The sequence below is a fragment of the Amycolatopsis rubida genome, from assembly GCF_900115345.1.
Lineage (GTDB): Bacteria > Actinomycetota > Actinomycetes > Mycobacteriales > Pseudonocardiaceae > Amycolatopsis > Amycolatopsis rubida.
The window spans coordinates 192,328-214,563 of record NZ_FOWC01000007.1 but is presented as its reverse complement, the minus strand read 5'-3'; the positions used below and the strand labels follow the sequence as shown (position 1 = coordinate 214,563).

The window sequence follows — 22,236 nt, the reverse complement described above, 5'->3', positions numbered from 1 at the left end:
CGGCGGGTTTCCCGGCACCCCCAGGGCAGCCGGGAAACCCGCCCGGCTACGTCCTCATCGCTTCGCGCCGAACCAGTGCAACAAGCGCTGCTCCAGCTCCCGCTGATCCTCGCCGGTCCAGACCACGTGCCCGTCCGGTCGCAGCAGCGCGGCCGGCACGTCGAGGTCCTCGCTCACGTCCACGACCCGGTCGACCCGGTCCGCCCAGCCTTCGGCCGAAAGCCGCCCGTTCTGGTCCAGCAGCAGCCCGCGGCCCTGGTGCGTCAGCTCGTACAGCCGTCCTCGCCTGAGCGCCAGGTCCGGCATCCGCCGCCCCAGCAGCCGGTGCCCGTCGCCGAAGTCGTAGCGGATGTCGAGCGCGAGCACCTTCTCCAGCAGCAGCCGGTTGACCTCCTCGAAGGCCATCAGCTCGGTCATCAGCCGCCGCACGGCGCGCCCGTCCGGGTCGGGCGACATCACCACGGCCTGCGCGCGGACGTTGTCCAGCACTGCGTCCGCGACCGGGTGCCGTTCGGCCTCGTAGGTGTCGAGCAGTCCCTCCGGAGCCCAGCCGTTGACCTCGGCGGCGAGCTTCCAGCCGAGGTTGAACGCGTCCTGGATCCCGAGGTTGAGCCCCTGCCCGCCCAGCGGCGGGTGGACGTGCGCCGCGTCCCCGGCGAGCAGCACCCGGCCGACGCGGTAGTGCTCGGCCTGCCGGGTCGCGTCCCCGAACCGCGAGAGCCAGCGAGGGGAGTGGACGCCGAAGTCCGTTCCGGCGTACTCGCGCAGCTGGTGTTTGACCTCGTCCAGCGTCGGCGCCCGCGGCTGTCGGTCCTCGACGACTCCGGCCGCGGGCACGACCACGCGGAACATCCCGTCGCGCAGCGGCCCGACCCCGAACCACAGCTGCGTTTTGCGGATTTCCATCACCAGCGCGGTGATTTCGGCGGGATCCGCGGTCGCCTCCATTTCGCCCAGCAGCACTTCACGCCGTGCGGGCTCGCCCGGGAACGCGACGCCGAGCGCCTTGCGCACCGTGCTCCGCCCGCCGTCGCAGCCGACCAGGTAGCGCGCCCGCAGTTCGCTGCCGTCGGCCAGCGCGACCGTCACCCCGTCCTCGTCCTGGCTCAGCCCCACGACCTCGCATCCGCGCCGGATCTCCGCGCCCGCCTTGACCGCGTGCTCGGCCAGCAGCCGGTCGGTGATCGGCTGCGGAAGCCCCAGCACGTACGGATGCGAGGTGTCCAGCCGTTCCGGAGCGGGGCGCGTGATCCCCGCGAAGAAACCCCCGGCCGGGTGCGTCGAACCCGCGGCGAGGAACGGCTCCAGCATCCCCCGCTGGTCCAAGACCTCCATGCTGCGCGAGTGCATCCCCAGCGCGCGCACGTACTCCGGCGGTTCCGCGTCCTTTTCCAGCACGACCACGCGCACCCCGTGCAGCCGCAGCTCCGCGGCCAGCATGACGCCCGCCGGCCCGGCCCCCACCACGATCACGTCCGCCATGAACTTTTCTTCCCCTGTACCGGAGCCGATTCCCGCCGGCGGCGTTTCCGCAGGCAGAGGCTCCGGCGGACGATTGTGGAGCACCACCCGGGCCTTGCCGCAAGCCCCGGGGTGCGCTATAAGGTGAAGGGGGCGGGGAGAAGTCCTTGCCCCCTTCTGTCCCCAGTGGACTTTCCTCAGCCCTCCTTGCGGGCCATCAGGTACGCCTGGTCCGTCGCCTCGTAGCTCGGGCCCGGCTTGCGCACCAGACGCGCGTCCACCACGAAACCGGCGTCGGCCAGCAACTGCGCGACGAAGTCCGGATCCAGCCGGTACGCGTCGGCCGCGATGTCGTGGCCGTAGGCGTTTTCGATGCGGCGACGCTGGTTGTCGCCCACCTGGAACGCGGTCAGCAGCCAGCCGCCGGGCCGCAGCACCCGCGCGAGTTCCTTGGCCAGCACCGGAAGTTCCTCAGGCGGCGTGTGGATCAGCGAATACCACGCGAGCGCCCCGGCGAGCGAGCCGTCGGCGATGTCCAGCGCGGCGAGCGAGCCGACCGCGAAGCGCAGGTGCGGATGCGTCCGGCGGGCGACCTCGACCATCGTGGGCGACAGGTCGACGCCGAAGACGTCCAAGCCCAGCGAGGCGAGGTACCCGGTGAGACGGCCGGGCCCGCAGCCGAGGTCGCCCACCGGTCCCTCGCCGGTCAGCTCCGCGAACGCGCCGAGCATCGTCCGGTCCCACGTGCTCGACTCGAGGAAATCCTTCAGCATTTCGGCGTACGACTCGGCGACGGTGTCGTACGCGCTGCGCGTCTCGGTTACGTAAACAGGTTCGGTCACGGGCAGGGACAGTAGCCCTCGCCGCCGCGGCCTGTCCGGCGAAACGCGCGGACTAGCCGCGAGCGCGGGCGATGATCGCGGAAGTGTCGGTTCCAGCGGGCAAAGTGCCGAAAGCCAGGCCCCAGTCGCCGCCGAACCGCGTGCCGCAGAACGCGTCCGCCACCGCGCGCGGCGCGTGCCGCACGAGCAGCGAACCCTGCAGCACCAACGCCATCGTCTCGACGACGCGGCGCGCCCTGAACTCCAGATCGTCCACATCGGACAGATCCTTCTTGAGCCGGTCGACCGCGTCGTCGAGCCGCGCGTCCGCGCCCGCGGCCTGCTCGACCTCGGCGAAGAACGCGGCCACCGACTCCGGCTGCCGTCCCATCGCGCGCAACGCGTCGAGCGCGGCGACGTTGCCCGACCCCTCCCAGATCGACATCAGCGGTGCCTCCCGGTACAGCCGCGGCATGCCCGATTCCTCGACGTACCCGTTGCCGCCCAAGCATTCCAGCGCCTCGGCCGCGTGCATCGGAGCCCGCTTGCACACCCAGTACTTGGTCACCGCGAGCCCGAGACGGCGGAACGCCTGCTCCTGCTCGTCGTCGCGCCGGTCGCCCGCCGCCGCGAGCCGCATCGACGCCGCCACCGCCGCTTCCGCCTCGATCACCAGGTCTGCCAGCACATTCGCCATCAGCGGCTGGTCCGCGAGCGCCTTGCCGAACGCGTACCGGTGCGTCGCGTGGTGCACCGCGCGGACCGCGCCCAGCCGCATCCCCGACGAACTGCCGAGCGCGCAGTCGAGCCGGGTGTTGTTGACCATCTCGATGATCGTCCGGACCCCGCGGCCCTCCTCGCCGACGAGCCAGCCCACCGCGTCGTCGTACTCGATCTCCGACGACGCGTTCGACCGGTTGCCGAGCTTGTCCTTCAACCGCTGCAACCGGATCGGGTTCCGGCTGCCGTCCGGGAGCACCCGGGGGAGCAGGAAGCAGGACAGCCCGCCGGGCGCCTGCGCGAGCGTGAGGAACAGGTCCGACATCGGCGCGCTGGTGAACCACTTGTGCCCGACCAGCCGATAGCTGCCGTCACCGGCGGGCCGCGCGGCGGTGGTGTTGGCGCGGACATCCGAACCGCCCTGCTTCTCGGTCATCGACATGCCCGCGATCAGCCCGCGCTTCGTGCCCGGCTCGCGCAACCCGAAGTCGTACTCGGTCGACGCCAGCAGCGGCTCGTACTTCTCGGTCAGCTCCGGATTGGCGCGCAACGCCGGAACCGCCGCGTACGTCATCGAAATCGGGCAGGTGTGCCCGGCCTCGGACTGGCTCCAGACGTAGAATTTCGCCGCCCGCGCCGCGTGCGCCCCCGGCCGCTCGTCCCGCCACGGCGCGGCCTGCAGCCCGTGCGACACCGCGACATTCATCAGGTCGTGCCAATGCGGATGGAACTCGACCTCGTCGACCCGGTGCCCGAAACGGTCGTGCGTGCGCAGCACCGGCTCGTTCTCGTTGACCAGCCGGCTCCACTCCTGCACCTGCTCGCTGCCCGCCAGCCGCCCCAGCTCGTGCAGCTCGCCGACGACCCACGACGCCTCGGTGCGCCCGACCGCCTCCGCCAGCGCCGGATCGGCCGCGACGTCGTGCTCCAGCGGCGGAACCTGATTGACGACCTCATGCGTTGCGGGCATCCGAACCTCCCAGTGACCGCACGACGAACGTGCTCAACTCGCTGACCTCCGCCGACCCGCCGCTGGTCAGCGGGCCGATCAACACCTCTGCCGCGGCGCCGACCAAGGCCGCCGCACTGACCGCCGCGTCCTGCGCGGGCAACACCCCGGTCCGCACGCCTTCGGCGACGTGCTCGGCCACGACGTCACGGAAAACCCGCCGGAACTCGAGCCGCTCGGCGTCGATCACCGCGTCCACCGGCTCGGCCAGCAGCGCATACGCCAGCCGCGGCGCCTTCAACGCCCGCACCGCGAACGTCTCGAACACCGCCACGACGCGCGCCACCGGATCGGCCGGCCCCGCCGCCGCCGACCGCACGGCCTCGACCTCGCGCGACACGACCTGCCGGAAGACGCGCACGACCAGATCGGCCTTGGTGGGGAAGTGGCGGTACACCGTGCCCACGGCAACGCCCGCCCTCTCCGCGACGGCGGCTACCGAGCAGCCGGAGTAGCCGTGCTCGGCGAGCTGCTGCACGGTGGCGTCGAGGATGGTGTCCCGGAGCGCGTCGAGCCGCTCCTGGACTTTGGGCGTTCTGCGGTAGGCCACGGCAAGAAGTGAACCACCGATTCACAACTTGAGTCAACGGTCATCGGATCCGGGCGTCGCGACAGATCCGGTCGACCGTGCGGGGGAGGCGAGAGGTCTGCGGGATCACGACCTCGCCGGGGACGCCGAGCCGATCGTCAGGCTCGAACCACGAGGCCATGTCGGCGGTCGTGAACTGCGCGGCCTCCGGCCGGGTGGCGTGGCGAGCGAACGTCTCGGCCAGCTCCGTCCGCAGGAAGTACACCAGCGTCCTGCCTCGGTGTGCGGCAATCAGCTCCCGCAGCGCGGGGCCACAGGAGGCAGCGCTCAGGATGCCCTCGACGATGACCGGCGCACCCGCGTTGAGCAGAAACCCCGCCGAATGCGCGATGAAGCCCGGGGCCAGGCCGCCGGGGAGGTCTTTCTTCTCCCACAGCAGTTCTCGCCGCATGAGATCCTGGCCGAGTACAGCCATCCCGCGTCCATGCCGTCGGCGCACCGCATCCGCCACGGACGACTTCCCCGCGCCGCTCGGACCCCTGATGATCATCAGGAGACTGTCAGGCGATCCGACCTGCTCGTAGCCCAGCACGGGGACGATCCTGCCACCCCGAAAACGCGCGGGCCGGGCTTATTCGCTTGCCGCGCCAGCGCTTCCGCCGGGACCATGCCCGGTATGCGCTTCTCGATCAACATCCCGAACTTCGGCGACTTCGCCGACGCCCGGACCGTAGCGAGAGTGGCGGCAGCGGCCGAACAAGAAGGCTGGGACGCACTGTTCCTCTGGGACCACGTCGTCCACGACAAGGAAACCCGCCGCGGCCAGCCGTTCGGCGATCCCTGGATGCTGCTGACCGCGGCCGCGCTCGCGACCTCCACGCTCAAGCTCGGCACGCTGGTCACCGCGGTGCCCCGCCGCCGTCCCGAGCACCTCGCCCGCCAGGTCGCCACCCTCGACGCCCTCAGCGGCGGACGCGTCATCTTCGGTGCCGGCCTCGGCGGACCGATCCAGGACGAATTCGGCAGCTTCGGCGAACCCACCGACCCGGTCGTCCTCGCCGAACGTCTTGACGAAAGCCTCGGCCTGCTCGACCGATACTGGTCCGGAAACCCCGTCAACCACGACGGCAAGCACTACCAAGCCCGCGACGTCACCCTCCTGCCCGCCACCGTCCAGCAGCCGCGCCCACCCGTCTGGCTGGCCGCCGTGTGGCCCAACCGCAGACCAGTACGCCGCGCCGCACGCTGGGACGGCATCGCGCCGCTGTTCAAAAACGCCACCCACGGCGTCGTCCCGGCCGCCGAAGACGTCCGCGACGTCGTGTCCTACGCTCGAAAGAGCGGCGCGGGGGAGAAGTTCGACTTCGTCGTCGGCGGCCGCACCCCAGGCGATCCCGCCCGAGCCCGCGACCTGATCGCCCCGCTCGCCGAAGCCGGCGTGACCTGGTGGGACGAACGACAGCTGAGCACTACCAGCGATATCGACCGCCTCGAACCCACCCTGCGCCGCATCAGCCAAGGCCCGCCAAGGGGAGTGGACTAGACCTCGACCACCAGCACCCGGCTCACCCGGTCCGCCAACGGCCGCACCGACTCCGCGGACACCTCGCCGCCCAACCCTTCCACCGAATGGAAACGGACAGTCGTCCCGGTAGTCCCGGCTGACGGCACCGCAACCAGCTCGCCAGCCGGAACGCCGTGGCGATACCGCTGCGTCCACGCGCCCTCGGCCCGGCGGTTCGTGTGCACCAACCACTCGCTCAACGCCGCGACCACCGACATCCCGTACCGCGGACGCCCGTCCGGGATGGGAGTAGCGGGCGGAGAATCGAAGTACCGGAGGTCTTTCGTCGCCATCACCGGCTTCCGCACCGGCCGCCCGTCATCGCTGGCTGCCATCTGCGTCCCACGCCCGTCGTCCGAGACAGAAACCGAACCGTCCGGGTGAAATTCGACGACCGCCCGGCCCGCGCCCCGATCCTCGGCCTCGTCCGCGGCGTAAGCGAGCACCTCCAGAATCAGATGACACATTCCGGTCGGCGCGTACCGCACCGGGTTCTCCCGGATCAACCGCAAGTGCTCAGGAGTCGTGCGTCGTCGGCTCAGGCAACGGCATCCGCCCATCCTGCCACCGGACGCTTGCCCTGGCCCGCGCTCCAGCACCTACGTTCGCCGCCATGACCACAACGCTCATCACCGGTGCCACCAAAGGACTCGGCTACGAAACCGCCCGCCGCCTGGTCGCTGCCGGACACACCGTCTACGTCGGCGCTCGTGACGCCGCCCGCGGCCAACAAGCCGCGAGAGAACTCGGCGCACGGACTGTTCAGCTCGACGTCACCGACGACGCATCGGTTCTCGCCGCAGCGAAAACCGTCGAGGCCGAAGGGGACTGGACGTCCTCGTCAACAACGCGGGTATCGCCGTCGAACTGAAGAGCGATGGGGAACCGGTCGGCGCGGCGGACACTAGTGCCGACCTGATGCGGGAAACGTCGTCGGCGTCGTCCGGGTATTGCACGTGTTTTTGCCGCTCCTGCAGCGATCGTCCGCGCCGGTCGTGGTGAACGTGAGCAGCGCGCTCGGTTCGCTGGGCAGGATGACCGACCAGGAGACACGCCAGTACGCGTACCGCGGCATGGCATACCCGGCATCCGCGGCAGCGGTGAACATGGTGACCATTAAGTACGCCAAGGCGTTCCCGGGGATTCGCATCAACGCCGTCGAGCCTGGCTACACCCGGACAGACATCAACGGCCGCCGCGGAGGCCAGCCGGTCGAGCAGGGCGCGGAGATCATCGTCCGGATGGCGCGGCTCGGTACCGACGGACCGACTGGCACGTACACGGACATCGACGGCCCGCTGGCTTGGTGAGCATGGTCGGCAACGACCGAGGGTTGCCTCCCGGGACCTCTGTCACGGGTCAGGCCCCGGCTGTGTGGTTCGGCACCCGGGCGAGTGGGTCTGGGCGCGGTCTCACCGCTTACTTGACATAATGTACATTATCGGCGTTTGGCCGACCTGCTGATCAGCGGGTTGAGGAGAGGCTTCCTGAGCGCTCCGATGCGGTCTTGCGACTTGCCTCTGCACGTGTTCGGCAAGCCTTGGGCAGTCGGCTGGCGTCTCCTCGGAGCACGTCGTTGGCCGACCTGTCCGACCAGGCCTTGAGGCGGTTCCTTCGGAGCGCAATCCGAGATCCCCGACGGGAGCCGTCGTCCCAGTCGTGCTTAATTCGTCACCGTGACGAATTAAGCACGACTGGCAGGACATTGAGGCTGGAGCGCAACAACTTTTCCGAACGCGCCGACACTGACTCAGGCAGCCTGAAGATCCACTCGACCAGATGAACGCGTCGCTGATCCAGCCCGGAGCCAGAGTTCAAGCTGCCGAAGCCGGTTCGAGCACTGACTTTCCGGGCTGCGCAGGACGGTTCAGGACTCGAACCGGCCAATCGGAAAGCGCTGTCCCCCAAGGGGATTCAGCCCCTTCTCGAACTCGGCAGAACCCCTCCCGCAGCCATGTTTCATGCATAATCGCTATTATGCATCATATATCAGACAACGGGTAGCGTCGAAATTGTCGGTGCTGTGCGGTACAAGATCAGTATGCTCGTTTCCGAGGCACAGCAAGCGTTCTTCGCGGCACGGCGGCCGCGCAAGGACTCGCCGCACACCACTGCCGCCTATCGGCGCGATCTCGCCGGGATCACCGCTCTCCTGCTGGCGGAGCTGGGTCGCGACGAGGTGGGCGTCGAAGAGCTGACAGCGCCGGTGCTGCGGGCTGCCTTCGGCGCGTTTGCCGACAACCACGCGAAAAGCTCGGTGTTGCGTGCGTGGTCGACGTGGAACCAGTTCCTCACCTTCTGCGTGTCGGACGGACTGCTCCCGGGCAATCCGATGGGAGCCGTCGCACGACCCAAGACTCCCCCGCTCACGCCGAAACCGTTGCGAGGCGAGGAAACTCCCGAGCAACTGCTCACTGCGGCGGCCGATGGCGCCCGGCGCGCACGGGATCCCTGGCCGGAGCGGGACGTGCTGGTCCTGGCGCTGGGACTGGTAGCAGGCCTGCGGGCAGCGGAAATGCGCGCGCTCACCCCGCGATCGGTCGTCGGACGAGACGGCGAGCTGCGGCTGCACGTCCACGGCAAGGGCAGCCGGGACCGGTCGATCCCGGTGCAACCGGCGATGGCGAAACTGATCGAGGACTACCAGGCTTCGTGCCGCCGGCGGTTCCCCCGGCAACGGTTCCCGGCGAGCGACCCGCTGCTGCGGGACCGGGCGGGCGATCCGATCGGCCGCGGTGCGCTGGAGTACCTGGTGAAATCGTGCTACCGATGGGCGGGCCTGCACGACCGGGTGCCGACGGGCGCGAATCTGCACGCTTTGCGGCACACCTTCGCCACGCGGCTGGCCGAAGACGGCGCCACCGCGTCGGAGATCATGTCCTTGCTGGGGCACGCGAGCCTGGCGACGAGCCAGAACTACATCGAAGCGACCGGACGGGAACAGCGAGCGGCCGCGGCGAGCAACCGGACCTACCGGGCGCTCAACGGATTGGCTCGGGACGATGCTTCGCGAGAGGGCACTGCACGGGAGGCCGATGTGATTGCATGAGCGCGTGACTGACGAACCCTCGCGCGTCGTGCGCGCCAGCCGTGAGATCGCGGCCCCCGCCGAGCGGATTTTCGAGCTGATCGCCGACCCGGCGCAGCAGCCCCGCTGGGAAGGCAACGACAACCTCGCCGAGTCGGAGCCGGGCCAGCGCGTCCACGCGGTCGGCGACGTGTTCGCCACGACGCTCACGAACGGCTGGGTCCGGGAGAACCACATCGTGGAGTTCGAGGAGGCGCGCCGGGTGGCGTGGCGTCCGGCGGAACCGGGGCAGAAGCCTCCGGGGCATTTGTGGCGCTGGGAGCTGAACCCGCTGGGCGCGACGCGTACGGAGGTGACGCACACCTACGACTGGTCGAACCTCGATCCCGAAGACACGATGCGGAACGCCCGCGCTCGATCCATGACGGCGGAGAAGCTTGCGGCGTCGCTGGGGAACCTGGCGAAAGCGGCGGAACTTCCGCAGTCGTAGGCGGGGTTTCCGGCAGCCGCGGGGCCGCCTCGGAGCCGGTTGTGCTCCGGATGCGGTGGCCCGGTGAGAACGAGTCGCGCGGACGCTGTCCCGATTCTTTCTCGCTCGCTGGATGTGTCCGGGGCTGCGGGGTGTGTGGGGATCGGCTGCCAATCCCCTGTATCCGGCGCGCCTGAATCACCCCGCTCACGCGGCGGGACTGTCCTGCGTCCGGCCGCGTGCAGGTCGGTCCGGTGCGCGGGAAACCAACGCCGGACCGAGCGGAGCACCGCACGGTGATCGGGCACGCAGGGTGAGCGGGTGCCGCTGCCGGATGCTGGCGAGGTTGTCGCCGGGCTGCCGATTCCGCAGGTCGACACGGATGACCCGGCTGCTGGTGTGCTCGCTACGACGACTGCGCTTGATCCGCATGAGGCGCGTTCGGAGTTGCGTCCGGCAGATGGCGCTCCGCCCACGTCGGCGATGCCTTCGCTCCGGGCCGACCGAGCATGTCCAGTTGCGCGCAGACCTCTCTCCCCCGGGCGTAGTCCTCGACGGCAACCGCCTGCCGGAGTTGCTCAGGCCGCGCTCTGAGGGAAGTCCTTGCGTTTGGTCTTCGCCCGCCGCCCGTCCGGGTGGTGGAACGCGATTCCCTCCGCTCGCGCAGTCCCTGGTAGCTGCGCGGGGCGTCCAGCGCCGCGGGCGCTTGGAAGTCGAACGGCACGCACAAGTGATCCGGCAGCGCCAGCGGATTCCCTTGGATCCGCGGCCCTAGCGCCTCGCAGGGGTGCTCGCCATCCGGTCATTCCGCGACATCGGTGTTTCCCGCGGCGAGGACCGGCACCGTGTTTCAGCGCCTTCTTCTCCTCCGGGGAGATCCAGGCGACGAGCCGGGGCCGCGGGGTCGGTCCATGGCGGGAACGCCGGGGTGCCAGCGGCGCTTGTGTCAATGGGCATAAATAGGCAGCAGGTCAGGAGCCGCTTTTCCCGGCAAGGAAAACCTCAGCGAAGCTGTTCGAGATCCTTCGCCGCCGTGGCGATCTCCTCCGCGAGCTGCCGGAGTTCGCCCGCCGACGCGCCGTCCTGAGCAGCGGTCACGATGTCTTCGGCGGCGCACCGCAGCTGGAAGAGCCGGTCCTGCAAGGCGGCGATCTCGGTGTCCGACAGCACGACCGCGTCCTCGGGCAGGCCGCTGCGCTGCAGGGCGGTCCGGCGTTCGTAGGCGCGCTGGCGGCAGGACTGCCCGCAGTAGCGCCTGCGGCGTCCGACGTTGCCAGCTTCAGGCAGGCGGCGTCCGCACCAGCCGCAGTGTTTCGGGGCGTTCGTGCGGCGCGGCACGACGCGTTCGTCGCCGGTCAGGGCGTGTTCGGCCAGTTCCCTCACCCGGCGGACTCTAGCTGTCCATCACGTTCTCGCGACGGGGCCACACCGATGGCGCAGACTGGAAGCATGCGTCCACCGTTTCCGTACCTCGCCGACTCGCTTCCCCGCGCCTTCGCCCACCGCGGCTGGCACATCGGCGACCTGGAGGGGCTGGAGAATTCGCTGCCGGCCTTCCAGCGCGCGGCCGCCGAGGGGTACCGCTACCTCGAAACCGACGTGCACGCCACTTCCGACGGGGTGGTGGTGGTCCATCACGACGCGACGCTCGATCGCACGACCGACGGGCGCGGAGCGATCGCGACCCAGACCTGGGCGCAGCTCAAGGACGTCAAGATCGACGGCCGGGCGCCGTTGTCGCGGCTGGAGGATCTGCTTGAGGAGCTGCCGGACGCGTTTCTCAACATCGACGTGAAGGCCGACAGCGCGGTGGTCCCGTTCGTGCGGACGCTGCAGCGGACCGGCGCGGTGGAGCGGGTCGCCGCGGCGTCCTTTTCGGACTCGCGGCTGGCTCGGCTGCGGCGGTTGGCCGGGCCGAAGCTGCTGACCGCGATGGGGCCGCGGTCGGCGTTCCTGTTGTGGGCGAACGGCTGGGCTCCGCTGCTGCAGATCAGCCGGTTCGCAGCGGGCTGGCTCGCGCAGGTCCCGGTGCGGCAGGGGCCGTTGAAGGTGGTCGACCAGGCGTTCGTGAAGTCGGCGGTGCGGCGCGGGTTCGAGGTGCACACGTGGACGATCGACGACGCGGACGAGATGCGGATGCTGCTCGATCTCGGCGTGCACGGCATCGTCACCGACCGGCCCGACCTGCTGCGCGAGGTGTTGCGGGAGCGGGATGCGTGGAAGTAGCGGACAGGATCTGACCGCTACCGCAGGCAGGATCGACGACGTGCCGAAGACCTCCGCGCGGCTGTTGTCGCTGCTTTCGTTGCTTCAGGCCCGGCGGGACTGGCCGGGTGCGCTGCTGGCCGAGCGGCTGGAGGTCAGTCCGCGCACGGTGCGCCGGGACGTTGATCGGTTGCGCGAGCTCGGCTATCCGATCGTCACGACGAAGGGACCGGACGGCGGTTACCGGCTGGACGCCGGTGCGCAGCTTCCTCCGTTGCTGTTCGACGACGACCAGGCTGTCGCGCTGGCGATCGCGTTGCAGGCGGCGACCGGGGCTGGGATCGAGGAGGCGGCCAAGCGGGCGTTGCAGACCGTGCGGCAGGTGATGCCCGCGCGGCTGCGGCATCGGGTGGACGCCTTGAGCTTCACCGCTGTCGAACGTCCGGCGCCCAGGGCGGATCCGCACACTCTCGTCGCGCTCAGCGCTGCCGTGCGTGCGCGGGAGGTGCTGCGGTTCGACTACGCCCCGGCGGATACCCCGCCCCGGCGCGTCGAGCCGCATCATCTCGTCACCTGGGGCCAGCGCTGGTATCTCGTCGCGTGGGATCTCGATCGCGAGGACTGGCGCATCTTCCGCGCGGACCGGATCACGCCGCGTACGCCCACCGGGCCGAGGTTCGCCGAGCGCGGGCTGTCCGACGTCGCCGCGTTCGTGGCCGCGCGGTTCCGCGGGACGGATCTGTCCGGCGAATGGCCCTGCCGCGGCGAGGTGATCCTGCGTCTCCCGGCGACGGAAGCGGCGAGCTACCTGGCCGACGGCGTCGTCGAGGCGCTCGGGCCGGACCGGTGCCGGGTGAGCCTCGGTGCTTGGTCGTGGCGCGGGCTGGCCGCCTCGTTCGGCCGGGTCGACGCCGACGTCGAAGTCGTCGGCCCGGCCGAACTGAAGGAAGCGTTCGGGCAGCTCGCCGCGCGCTACGCCGAGGCGGGGCGGGTCAGCGCGGAGCCTTCCCTTCCCACGCGGCCTTCCACGTCTTCGGACCGAGCCGGCCCGAATCGTTGATGCCGTTGGCGCGCTGCAGGTCGAGGACCGCGGTGCGGGTCTTGTCGTAGTAGCAGCCGGTGCCGCTGAAGCCGTAGCCGAAGGCGTTCATCCGCAGCTGGAACGTGCGCAGCGCGGGCGCGCAGTCGCCGTAGGCGTAGACGAGGCCGGGCCACGCGGGGGTCGCGCCGGGCGGTCCCGGCGGCGGGGCGGGCTGCGGCTTGGGTGCGGGCGGGGTCGGCTGTCCCCCGCCGCCGATGTAGGCGGCCTCTTCCCAGGAGGGGACGCGCTTGCTGCGGGCGTCGCCGTCGTTGGCGAGGCCGAGCATGCCGCCGCATTCCCAGGGCTGCCAGCCGCGCATCCGGTACAGGTAGAGCGCGCGGTAGTCCTGCTCGCGGGGGCTGGCCTGGTCGGGGCGGCCCTGGCCGCCGACGCTGCGCCAGGTGGGGAGATCGAACTGGTAGGCGCCGTAGTAGCCGTTGCCGGTGTTGATCGAGTAGCGGCCGCTCGACTCGCACATGCGGAGCTTGGCCCAGGTGCTCGAGGCGGGGTCCGCGGAGGCGGCGCCGGTGACGACGAGTTCCATGCCGAGGACGGCGACCACGAGCAGCAAGGCTCTGGCGGCGGCCCGTCTGGCAGTGCGAACGCGGTTGGTCATGTCACGCACACTAAGCACGCGCCTCATGGACCACAAGAGTCACACCACGCCTAGCAGTCTCACATGACACGCCCGGATATCCCGGTAGCGACACGCGCGGCCCGGCGTGTCGCGTGTTCCGCCGCCCGGCGTGGCGGAACACGGAGGCGACGAACCGGACACGGTTTGCCCCCTTCGGCGGTACCCGTTGCCTTCGCGGCAGTAATGTCCGGCGCGACCTGGAGATTCGCACTGATTCGAGGAGTCGTGGATGACGCTGGCCGAGACCCGGGACAGCAAGCGGGAACGGTGGGGCTGGTACTTCTACGACTGGGCCAACTCGCCGTTCTATTCGTCGGTCACGACGGTGTTCGGGGCGCTGTACATGAGCACCGTCGCAGCGGCGGACGCGAAGCAGAACATCACCCTTAACGGGGACAGGGCTTGTCTCAACGCGTCCGGAGCGGACGACAAGCTCAACCACTGCGACGTGTCGCTGTTCGGGCTCCACTTCCCCGCCGGTTCGCTGTGGGGCTACCTGCTGTCGGTGGCGACGATCGTGCAGGTTCTGGTGCTGCCGATCGCGGGCGCGGTGGCTGACCGCAGCCGTAACAAGCGCAAGATCCTCGGCGGGTTCGCCGTGCTCGGCGCGGTGGCCTCGGCGCTGATGTTCTTCATGGCCGGTTCGGACTGGCAGCTGGGCGCGGGGCTGTTCATCCTCGCGAACATCGGCTACGGCGGTTCGCTGGTCGTCTACTACTCGTTCCTGGTGGACATCGCGACGCCGGACGAGCGCGACGACGTTTCGGCCAAGGGCTGGGCGTTCGGCTATCTCGGCGGCGGGCTCGCGCTCGCGCTGCAGCTCGCCTTCTACCTCAGCCGCGAGTCCCTCGGCATCGACACCGGCCTCGCGGTGCGGATCTGCTTCCTGACCTCGGGGATCTGGTGGGCCGTTTTCACCATCCCGACACTGCGCCGTCTCCCCCGCAGCCACGTGCCGACCGCGACCGCGCGCGGCGTCTCGGTGCTGCGGGCCGGTTTCCGCGAGTTGCGCCAGACGCTCGGCGAAGCGAAGGCGTATCCGCTCACGCTCGCCTTCCTCGGCAGCTACCTGCTCTTCGCGGACGGGATAAACACCGTCGTCACGGTCTCGGCGCAGTACGGGAAGGACGAGCTGCGGTTCTCCGACGAGGTGTTGATCATCACGGTGCTGGTGATCCAGTTCCTCGCCTACGCGGGCGGCGTCCTGCACGGCCTGCTCGCGCGACGCCTCGGCGCGAAGCGGACGATCCTGGTCAGCCTCGTGCTGTGGGTCGTGGTCCTCGGCGGGGCGTACTTCGTGCAGCCGAGGCAGCCGTTGCAGTTCTTCGCCGTGGCGATCGGCATCGGGCTCGTGCTGGGCGGGACGAACGCACTGGCCAGGTCGCTGTTCAGCCAGATGATCCCGGCCGGGAAGGACGCGCAGTACTACTCGCTTTACGTCGTGGGCGAGAAGGGCACGTCGTGGCTCGGGCCGCTGGTGTTCGCCGGCGTCGGGCAGGCGACCGGGTCGTTCCGGCTGGCGATCATCGCGCTCGTGGTGTTCTTCGTGCTCGGGTTCGTGTTCGTCGCGCTGGTGCCGGTGCGGCGCGCGATCGCGGCCGCCGGCAACCGTCCGCCGGAGGTGCTGTGAGGCCCAGATAGGGTCGGTCGTCGTGACCGCCGCAGACGACGTTGTGCTCGACGACCCCACCGACGCGCTTTCCGCGGCCCCGCCTGCCGGGGCCCGGCGCAACGGTCCGGCCCGGGGACGGCTGAAGTTCTGCTACGGCCCGATGGACTGCGGGAAGTCGACGCTCGCCCTGCAGATCGACCACAACCATGCGCGCCAGGGCCGGCGCGGTCTCGTGCTGGTCCGCCACGACCGGTCCGGTGCGCCGCAGATCACCAGCCGGATCGGCATCGCGCGGCGGGCGACCGAGGTCGCGACCGGCACCGACCTGCGGGATCTGGTGCGCGAGCAGTGGGCGCGCGGGCAGCACGTGGACTACGTGATCGTGGACGAGGCGCAGTTCCTCTCCTCCGTCCAGGTCGACCAGCTCGCCGAACTCGCCGACGAGGCCGGCATCGACGTGTACTGCTTCGGGATCGCGACGGATTTCCGCAGCAGGCTGTTCCCCGGGGCCGCCCGGCTGTTCGAGATCGCCGACGAGCTCCAGCCGGTCCAGGTCGAGGTGCTCTGCTGGTGCGGGCTGCCCGGCCGGTTCAACGCGCGGGTCCGCGACGACGTGATTCTGCGTGACGGAGACACCGTTGTGGTGGCAGATACCGAACACTCCGTAGTTGAATCTTCAGCTGCAGCACGGTCTGATGCCGAAATGGTCACGGTCCGTTATCAGGTACTGTGCCGTCGCCACTTCCGCTCAGGGGATCTGGGACCCGCTGCCGCCCAGCACGGTCAGTTACGGTTGTCCTAGAGCTAACCTAACTAGCCCGACTGGGGGATATCCGCACTAAGAAGGCGGTATCCGCGTCACGTCAGAGGGCGAAAGGACTCCCTCTGGAGGAAGCTGAAGACCACGGGTGACGCAGCTCATCGTGAGCAGCGACATGGTGTGCCGGGAATCCCTCGGATGCCTCGTTCGTTGCATAGGGTGAGCATCACCCTGGCTCCACCCGGAGCTGACTGAAAGGAATCCCACTATGGCCGACCGTGTTCTCCGTGGAAGCCGGCTGGGAGCGGTCAGCTACGAGACCGACCGCAATCACGACCTCGCTCCGCGCCGTACCGTGCGCTACTCCTGCCCCAAGAACCACGAGTTCGAGGTGCCGTTCTCCGACGACGCCGAGATCCCGACGGTGTGGGAGTGCCGCCTGCACGGCAGTGAATCCGAGATCGTCGACGGCGGGCAGCCCGAGCAAAAAAAGGTCAAGCCCCCCAGGACCCACTGGGACATGCTGCTGGAGCGCCGCTCCATCCCCGAGCTCGAGGACCTGCTGAACGAACGTCTCGCCGAGCTCAAGGGACGCCGGACCAGCCGGTCCGCTTGAGCCTCGGCCAGTAGCTGGCTCCCACCACCGAACAGGAACGGCCCCCGCGACCTCCCCACGCGGGGGCCGTTTCGCGTCCCCTGCGCAGGGGGGCCGGTTCACTCTGCTCTGGTGTGCGTCCGCCGCCGGGCAGTGGCCCACACCGCGAACGCGCACCCGGCGAACGCCGCGCCCAGCACGGCGGAGCCGGCCCAGCCCGCCCTGGCGAACGCGGCGGTCGTCGCGGCCGCGCCCAGCGCGGAGCCGAGCGAGTAGAAGATCATGTACCCGCCGATGACGCTGCTGGTGCGGTCCGGATGCGCCGCGGTGAGCAGGTGCTGATTGCTGACATGCACCGCCTGCACGGCGAAATCGAGCACCAGCACGCCCAGTCCGAGCAACCACAGCGACGGCTGCCCGATCGCCAGCCAGGACACCGCCAGCAGGACCAGCGCCCCGCCGGTGACGAGGCTCGCGCGTCCCCGGTCGGCCCAGTGTCCGGCACGGGCGGCGCCCAGTGCACCCGCGAGGCCGACCAGTCCGAACAGGCCGATCTGCGCGGTGCCCAAGTTCCACGGCTCCTCGGCGAGCGGCAGCGACAGGCCGCTCCACAGCGCGCCGAACGACGCGAACAGGAAGAACGCGATCAGCCCCCGCGAGAGGAACAGCGGCTCGCGGAACAGCCCGCCGAGCGAGTTCAGCACCTGCCGGTACGTCGTGCCCTCGGGACGCGGATCCGGCGGCATCGTCTTCAGCACGAGACCGGCGAGCGTCACCAGCAGCACCGCGAGCGCGACGTAGACGCTGCGCCACCCCCGCAGTTCGGCCAGCGCCCCGGCGGCCACGCGGGCGCCGAGGATGCCGATGACCACTCCGGACGTCACGACGCCGAGGGTGCGGCCGCGTTCCTCCGGAGTGGACAGCGCGGCGGCGTAGGCGACTGTCGTCTGCACGACCACTGCGAACAGGCCCGCGAGCACGAGTCCGGTCAGCAGCAGCCAGGTTTGGGTCGCGACTGCGGCCAAGGCGGCCCCGACGGCGGTCAGCAGCAGGTGCACAGCGATGAGTTTGCGCCGGTCGACGAGGTCGCCCAGCGGGACGAGCGCGGCGAGACCGGCGAGGTAGCCGAGCTGTCCGGCGGCGACGATCCAGCCCAGTCCGGTGCCCGGCAGGCCCAGGTCCGTGCCGATCTCGGCCAGAACCGGCTGAGCGGCGTAAATGCTCGCGACGGCCACCGCGCACACCGCGGCGAACACCGTCCGGCGGCCCGTGGTGCGGCCCATGACTCCCCCAATGAGTAGCGAATTGCAACTAATCTCACCGTACGGCAGAATGGTTTCAAAGAGCAACTCATCGAGGAGGCGCGCGAGCGTGGACGGCACCCCGGCCTGGACCGACCCGTCGTGTCCGGTGGCCCGCACCCTTGACCTCGTCGGCGACCGGTGGAGCCTGCTGATCGTCCGCGACGCGATGGACGGCGCGCGCTCGTTCACCGACTTCCAGCAGCGCACCGGCATCGCGCGCAACATCCTCACCGACCGGCTCCGCCGTCTCGTCGAGCGCGGCGTCCTCGACCGGCAGACCGCGGAATCGGGCAAACGGCAGGTCTACTCGCTCACGCTGGCCGGACGCGACCTGTTCACCGTCGTCGTCGCGCTTCGGCAGTGGGGCGAGCGGCATGCCTTCTCCCCCGGCGAGGACCACTCCGTGCTGGTCGACGCGACCGGTCAGCCGATCCCGCCGCTCAAACCGGTCGCGGCGAACGGCGCGGCAGCCGACGTCGAGACGACCTCGGTGCGCAAGAACTGAATCCCGCTGCGCCTCTTGCCCGGACGACGCGGCGGGCATATAGTCAACGAACTGATTGATAAAGAGATCGGTTGATAAAGATGTCCGTTGACAACGTCGAGGACCGGCTGGACCGGGCCTTCACCGCGCTGGGCGACCCGATCCGGCGAGCGCTGATCGCCCGGCTGTCGCGCGGCGAAGCAACGGTGAACGAGCTGGCCGAGCCGTTCCCGGTGACGAAACAAGCCGTGTCGCGGCACGTCCAGGTGCTGGAGGCGGCCGGGCTCATCACGCGCAGCCGGGACGGACAGCGCCGCCCGTGTCATCTGAACGCCGCCGCTCTCGAAGAGCTGACCAGCTGGATCGACGCCTACCGGCTGACCCGCGAACGCGAGTTCCGCCGCCTCGACGCCGTCCTCGAAGAAACCAAGGAGCAGGACCGATGAACCCGACCACCATCACCGCCCAGCCCGGCAGCCCGTTCATCGAGATCGTCCGCGATTTCGACGCGTCGCCCGGGCAGCTCTTCCGCGCCTGCACCGACCCCGATCTGCTGACCCGCTGGCTCGGTCCGCGCGACGTCGAGATGCGGATCCACGAGTTCGCCGCGCACTCCGGCGGGGCGTACCGCTACGCGCACGTCGACACCGACGGCAGCGAGCACGTTTTCCGCGGCGTGTTCCACGCCGTCGAGAGAAACGAGCGAATCGTCCAGACCTTCGAGTACGAGGGCGCGTCGGGCAGCGTCAGCCTGGAAACCCTGACTTTCGAAGACGTCGACGGCCGGACGCGGCTGCGGACCCGGTCGGTGTTCCCGAGTGTCGAGGCCCGCGACGCGATGGTCGCGAGCGGGATGGAACGCGGGATCCGCGATTCGATGGACCGGCTCGACGAACTCGCGCGCGACGCGGAGCGGCCGGGCGCGAGCCGGGTCGTCGTGGACATCTCGATGTCGCTGGACGGCTATGTCACCGGACCGGGCGCCGATCCCGAGCACGGGCTCGGCGCCGGCGGCGAACCGCTGCACGCGTGGGTGTCCGACCCGACGCCGCGCGATGCGGAGATCCTGCACCGCTCGTTCATCGAGACCGGCGCGGTCGTCATGGGCCGCACCATGTTCGACGTCGTGGACGGCCCGAACGGCTGGGCCGACGAGGACGGGTACGGCGAGGGCGAGGACCGGATCCCCGCGCCGCCGGTGTTCGTCGTCACGCACGCCGGTCCGGAGAAGATCCGGCTGGGCGAGCGGTTCCGGTTCGCCACCGGCGGCATCGAGAACGCGCTCGCCCAGGCTCGCGCGGCCGCGGGCGGCAAGGACGTCATGGTGATCGGCGGCGGGTCGATCGCTTCGCAGGTCCTGCACGCCGGGCTGGCGGACGTGCTGCGGATCCACCTCGCCCCGATCGTCCTCGGCGGCGGAACCCCGCTGTTCCCCGAGGGAAATCCCGCAACGGTGCGGCTGGAACCGCTCGGTGCGGTGTCGACGCCGGGCGCCGAACACCTCACCTACCGCGTGCTCAAGTAGCGGTCAGCCTCGGCCCAGCAGCTTCTTCAGCTGGGCCAGGCGGCGCTGCACGCCCCACTCCGCGACCCGGAAGAACGCCTCGGACATGATGCCGCCGCTCATCTTCGACACGCCGATCTCCCGGTCGGTGAAGGTGATCGGCACCTCGACGATGTCGAACCCGGCGTCCGCGGTGCGGCGCGTGAGGTCGATCTGGAAGCAGTAGCCGTGCGAGGCGACCTCGTTCAGCGCCAGCTTCTCCAGCACCGGACGGCGGTACGCGCGGAACCCGGCGGTCATGTCCGCGACCTTGATCCCCAGCGCGATCCGCGAGTACAGGTTCGCCCCGCGCGAGAGCAGCGTCCGGCGCAGCGGCCAGTTCACCGTGCTGCCGCCGGGCACGTACCGCGACCCGATCGACAGGTCCGCGTCGCCGACCGCGTCCAGCAGCCGGGGCAGGTCCTCCGGGGCGTGCGAGCCGTCGGCGTCCATCTCCACGAACGTCGCGTAGCCGCGCTCCATCCCCCAATGGAACCCGGCGATGTAGGCCTTGCCGAGGCCTTCCTTCGCGGTGCGGTGCAGCACGTGCACCCGCTTGTCCGCGGCCGCGCGCTCGTCGGCCAGCTCGCCGGTGCCGTCCGGGCTGCCGTCGTCGACGACGAGCACATCGACGTCCGGGAGTGCCTTGTGGAGCCGGTCCAGCACCGGGCCGAGGTTGTCCCGCTCGTTGTAGGTCGGGATCACCACCAGCACCGGTTCGATCGTTTCGGCCCCCCGCGGCGCCTGCGCCATCCGTGTCCTCCGCATCCGGCGGATCAGTCCGCCGCTTCCCCTGCTGTGGTCCCCGTTGCCGAGGCCGGCACTGTCGTGCCGGTACCGCGCCGGGTGCGAAAACGGAGCACGAACCCGCCGGCGACACCCGCGATCGCCAACGCCAGCAGTCCGTACTCCGTCCACGCACCGATTCGATCCGACAGCGTAGTCTGCGTGCGCAGCGGCACGCGCCCGACCAGGGCATCCGCCGTGAAAAGCCGGGTGGAGCTGGTGATCGCCCCGTCCGGGGCGACGAACGCGCTCACCCCGGACACCGCCGACACCACCACCGCGCGCCCGTGCTCGACCGCGCGCAGCCGCGCCATCGCCAGCTGCTGGTAGCTCATCTCCCCCGGCCCGTACCAAGCGTTGTTGGTCGGGACGACGAGCAGTTCGCCGCCCGCGTTGGTCGCGTCGCGGGCCGGGGCGTCGAACGCCGACTCGTAGCAGATGAACACGCCGATCTTCGTGCCCGCGACCGACAGCGCGGCGTTGGAGCCGTCGCCGGGACGCATGTCGCGGGTGTCGTCGATGAACGGCGTCACCAGCCGCGCGACGGCGCGCGCGGGCACGTATTCGCCGAAGGGCACCAGATCCTGTTTGACGTAACGCTGGCCCGGGCCGGTGTCGGGGTCCCAGACGACCGCGGAGTTCTCCGCCGCCCCGTCCGGGGTGCGCACGAGCGCGCCGATGACCGCGGGAGCGCCGAAGGCCGACACCATCTGGTCGACGGCCGGGTCGTCGCCGTCGAGCGGGGTCGAGGTTTCCGGCCACAGCAGCAGGTCCGGCTTCGGTGCCTGTCCTGATTGGACTTTCCGCAGCAGGCGGGCGCTCTCGGCGAGGGCGTTCGCGCGCAGCACCCCGCGTTGTCCTTGCAGAGCCAGGCCGATGTCCGGCGCGTTGCCCTGCACGGAGCCGACGGTGAGCGAACCGTTCTGCGCCTCGGTGCCGATCGTCGGCCACACCGCGAGCCCGGCCGCGGCGGGAAGCACGGTGAACACGGCGGGCCACACCAGCGCGCGGTGCCAGGCTTCGCGCGTGCGCCAGAGCCTGCTGATGACCGCGGCGAGGCCGAAACCGGTGAGCACCACGGCGAAACCGACCAGCGGCGCGCCGCCGACCGACGCGAGCGACAGGAACGCGCCTTCGGGCTGGCTGAACGCGACCCGGCCCCACGGGAACCCGCCGAGCGGGAACCACGTGCGCGGCGTCTCCAGCGCGATGAACACCAGCGCGCCCCAGAGCGGCGCCAGCGGCAGCCGCGCCACGACCCGGATCAGCCATCCGGCGAGTCCGAAGTAGAGCGACAGCGCGAACGACAGCGCCAGCCACGGCAGCGGCCCGAAGTCGCGGCCGAGGAAGTCCTGCAGCCACACCAGCAGCGGCACGAAGAACGCCATGCCGAACACGAAGCCGTACCCGAACGCGCCGCGGAACGACCGCCCGCGAAGGACCAGGGCGAACGCGGCGAACGCGATCGGGGCCAGCCACCACAGCGGGCGCGGCGCGAAGCTGAGGTAGTAGCCGCAGCCCGTCGCCGCAGTCGCCGCGACGCGCGCGAGCCAGGGCTTCCACTCCCGCTTTCGCTTGGTCTTGTGCGGAACGCCCGAATCGGCGTCCGCCACGTTCACTGCCACACC

The 22,236-nt window shown here is 70.2% G+C and carries 24 protein-coding genes and 1 pseudogene; 14 read left to right on the top strand and 11 right to left on the bottom strand.

Annotation, left to right across the window (positions count from 1 at the left end):
- Positions 1-54 precede the first annotated feature (54 nt).
- From rox to BM362_RS26200, 5 genes are all read right to left on the bottom strand, one after another.
- Positions 55-1,482, bottom strand: a complete 1,428-nt coding sequence (rox, locus tag BM362_RS26220; RefSeq protein ID WP_093574949.1) for a rifampin monooxygenase — start codon at positions 1,480-1,482, stop codon at positions 55-57.
- 176 nt (positions 1,483-1,658) lie between these two features.
- Entirely contained in the window at positions 1,659-2,303 is a 645-nt protein-coding gene (locus tag BM362_RS26215; RefSeq protein WP_093574948.1) for a class I SAM-dependent DNA methyltransferase, read from the bottom strand.
- A gap of 52 nt (positions 2,304-2,355) precedes the next feature.
- On the bottom strand, positions 2,356-3,972 hold the full coding sequence (locus tag BM362_RS26210; protein WP_093574947.1) for an acyl-CoA dehydrogenase family protein: 1,617 nt from the start codon (positions 3,970-3,972) through the stop codon (positions 2,356-2,358).
- Positions 3,956-4,561: a TetR/AcrR family transcriptional regulator gene (locus BM362_RS26205; RefSeq protein ID WP_093574946.1), complete on the bottom strand. Its 606-nt coding sequence runs from the start codon at positions 4,559-4,561 to the stop codon at positions 3,956-3,958. Before BM362_RS26205 ends, BM362_RS26210 begins: the two co-directional genes overlap by 17 nt.
- 40 nt (positions 4,562-4,601) lie before the next feature.
- Positions 4,602-5,090, bottom strand: coding sequence for an AAA family ATPase (locus BM362_RS26200; protein WP_093575103.1), 489 nt, complete (start codon positions 5,088-5,090; stop codon positions 4,602-4,604).
- A gap of 126 nt (positions 5,091-5,216) precedes the next feature.
- Here BM362_RS26200 and BM362_RS26195 point away from each other — a divergent pair, with 126 nt between their 5' ends.
- Entirely contained in the window at positions 5,217-6,083 is an 867-nt protein-coding gene (locus tag BM362_RS26195; protein ID WP_093574945.1) for an LLM class flavin-dependent oxidoreductase, read from the top strand.
- Here BM362_RS26195 and BM362_RS26190 read toward each other — a convergent pair.
- Positions 6,080-6,592: a hypothetical protein gene (locus BM362_RS26190; RefSeq protein ID WP_208865344.1), complete on the bottom strand. Its 513-nt coding sequence runs from the start codon at positions 6,590-6,592 to the stop codon at positions 6,080-6,082. The genes BM362_RS26195 and BM362_RS26190 overlap by 4 nt on opposite strands.
- Before the next feature lie 125 nt (positions 6,593-6,717).
- Between BM362_RS26190 and BM362_RS50340 the strand changes: the two genes are divergently transcribed.
- The 5 genes and pseudogenes from BM362_RS50340 to BM362_RS50020 all read left to right on the top strand — a co-directional run.
- Positions 6,718-6,975, top strand: a complete 258-nt coding sequence (locus BM362_RS50340) for an SDR family NAD(P)-dependent oxidoreductase (protein WP_342029819.1) — start codon at positions 6,718-6,720, stop codon at positions 6,973-6,975.
- 85 nt (positions 6,976-7,060) lie between these two features.
- On the top strand, positions 7,061-7,414 hold the full coding sequence (locus tag BM362_RS50335; RefSeq protein ID WP_342029818.1) for an SDR family NAD(P)-dependent oxidoreductase: 354 nt from the start codon (positions 7,061-7,063) through the stop codon (positions 7,412-7,414).
- A gap of 713 nt (positions 7,415-8,127) precedes the next feature.
- A complete protein-coding gene (locus BM362_RS26180) occupies positions 8,128-9,153 on the top strand; it encodes a tyrosine-type recombinase/integrase (RefSeq protein ID WP_093574944.1) in 1,026 nt (341 codons plus the stop codon).
- 4 nt (positions 9,154-9,157) lie between these two features.
- Positions 9,158-9,622 (top strand): SRPBCC family protein, encoded by a 465-nt coding sequence (locus BM362_RS26175; RefSeq protein ID WP_208865343.1) that lies wholly within the window; start codon positions 9,158-9,160, stop codon positions 9,620-9,622.
- A gap of 291 nt (positions 9,623-9,913) precedes the next feature.
- Positions 9,914-10,111: pseudogene (locus tag BM362_RS50020) on the top strand (tetratricopeptide repeat protein); the annotation flags it as partial.
- Between the two features lie 492 nt (positions 10,112-10,603).
- On the opposite strand, the gene BM362_RS26160 reads toward BM362_RS50020, so the two are convergent.
- A complete protein-coding gene (locus BM362_RS26160; RefSeq protein WP_067588650.1) occupies positions 10,604-10,984 on the bottom strand; it encodes a hypothetical protein in 381 nt (126 codons plus the stop codon).
- Between the two features lie 66 nt (positions 10,985-11,050).
- Here BM362_RS26160 and BM362_RS26155 point away from each other — a divergent pair, with 66 nt between their 5' ends.
- A complete protein-coding gene (locus BM362_RS26155) occupies positions 11,051-11,827 on the top strand; it encodes a glycerophosphodiester phosphodiesterase family protein (RefSeq protein WP_093574941.1) in 777 nt (258 codons plus the stop codon).
- A 40-nt stretch (positions 11,828-11,867) separates the two neighbouring features.
- Positions 11,868-12,866 (top strand): helix-turn-helix transcriptional regulator, encoded by a 999-nt coding sequence (locus tag BM362_RS26150; RefSeq protein WP_067588648.1) that lies wholly within the window; start codon positions 11,868-11,870, stop codon positions 12,864-12,866.
- Here BM362_RS26150 and BM362_RS26145 read toward each other — a convergent pair.
- Complete coding sequence (locus BM362_RS26145) at positions 12,799-13,503, bottom strand: transglycosylase family protein (protein ID WP_067588646.1); 705 nt, start codon at positions 13,501-13,503, stop codon at positions 12,799-12,801. The genes BM362_RS26150 and BM362_RS26145 overlap by 68 nt on opposite strands.
- Positions 13,504-13,753: 250 nt before the next feature.
- Between BM362_RS26145 and BM362_RS26140 the strand changes: the two genes are divergently transcribed.
- The 3 genes from BM362_RS26140 to BM362_RS26130 all read left to right on the top strand — a co-directional run bounded on the left by BM362_RS26140 (position 13,754) and on the right by BM362_RS26130 (position 16,512).
- Positions 13,754-15,154, top strand: coding sequence for an MFS transporter (locus tag BM362_RS26140; protein WP_067583428.1), 1,401 nt, complete (start codon positions 13,754-13,756; stop codon positions 15,152-15,154).
- A 22-nt stretch (positions 15,155-15,176) separates the two neighbouring features.
- The gene (locus tag BM362_RS26135; RefSeq protein WP_208865342.1) at positions 15,177-15,938 is read left to right on the top strand and encodes a thymidine kinase; all 762 of its coding nucleotides are present in this window, start codon (positions 15,177-15,179) and stop codon (positions 15,936-15,938) included.
- Between the two features lie 226 nt (positions 15,939-16,164).
- Positions 16,165-16,512, top strand: a complete 348-nt coding sequence (locus tag BM362_RS26130; protein ID WP_009078445.1) for an RNA polymerase-binding protein RbpA — start codon at positions 16,165-16,167, stop codon at positions 16,510-16,512.
- A gap of 98 nt (positions 16,513-16,610) precedes the next feature.
- On the opposite strand, the gene BM362_RS26125 is transcribed toward BM362_RS26130, so the two are convergent.
- Positions 16,611-17,774, bottom strand: coding sequence for an MFS transporter (locus tag BM362_RS26125; protein WP_093574940.1), 1,164 nt, complete (start codon positions 17,772-17,774; stop codon positions 16,611-16,613).
- Positions 17,775-17,823: 49 nt separating this feature from the next.
- Between BM362_RS26125 and BM362_RS26120 the strand changes: the two genes are divergently transcribed.
- The 3 genes from BM362_RS26120 to BM362_RS50330 all read left to right on the top strand — a co-directional run bounded on the left by BM362_RS26120 (position 17,824) and on the right by BM362_RS50330 (position 19,804).
- Positions 17,824-18,300, top strand: a complete 477-nt coding sequence (locus BM362_RS26120; protein ID WP_093574939.1) for a winged helix-turn-helix transcriptional regulator — start codon at positions 17,824-17,826, stop codon at positions 18,298-18,300.
- Between the two features lie 80 nt (positions 18,301-18,380).
- On the top strand, positions 18,381-18,725 hold the full coding sequence (locus BM362_RS26115) for an ArsR/SmtB family transcription factor (RefSeq protein ID WP_067583439.1): 345 nt from the start codon (positions 18,381-18,383) through the stop codon (positions 18,723-18,725).
- Positions 18,722-19,804, top strand: a complete 1,083-nt coding sequence (locus tag BM362_RS50330; RefSeq protein WP_093574938.1) for an SRPBCC domain-containing protein — start codon at positions 18,722-18,724, stop codon at positions 19,802-19,804. Before BM362_RS26115 ends, BM362_RS50330 begins: the two co-directional genes overlap by 4 nt.
- A gap of 3 nt (positions 19,805-19,807) precedes the next feature.
- Here BM362_RS50330 and BM362_RS26105 read toward each other — a convergent pair whose 3' ends face one another.
- Positions 19,808-20,575, bottom strand: coding sequence for a polyprenol monophosphomannose synthase (locus BM362_RS26105; protein WP_037806192.1), 768 nt, complete (start codon positions 20,573-20,575; stop codon positions 19,808-19,810).
- Positions 20,576-20,598: 23 nt separating this feature from the next.
- Positions 20,599-22,233, bottom strand: coding sequence for an apolipoprotein N-acyltransferase (lnt, locus tag BM362_RS26100; protein ID WP_093574937.1), 1,635 nt, complete (start codon positions 22,231-22,233; stop codon positions 20,599-20,601).
- Positions 22,234-22,236 lie beyond the last annotated feature (3 nt).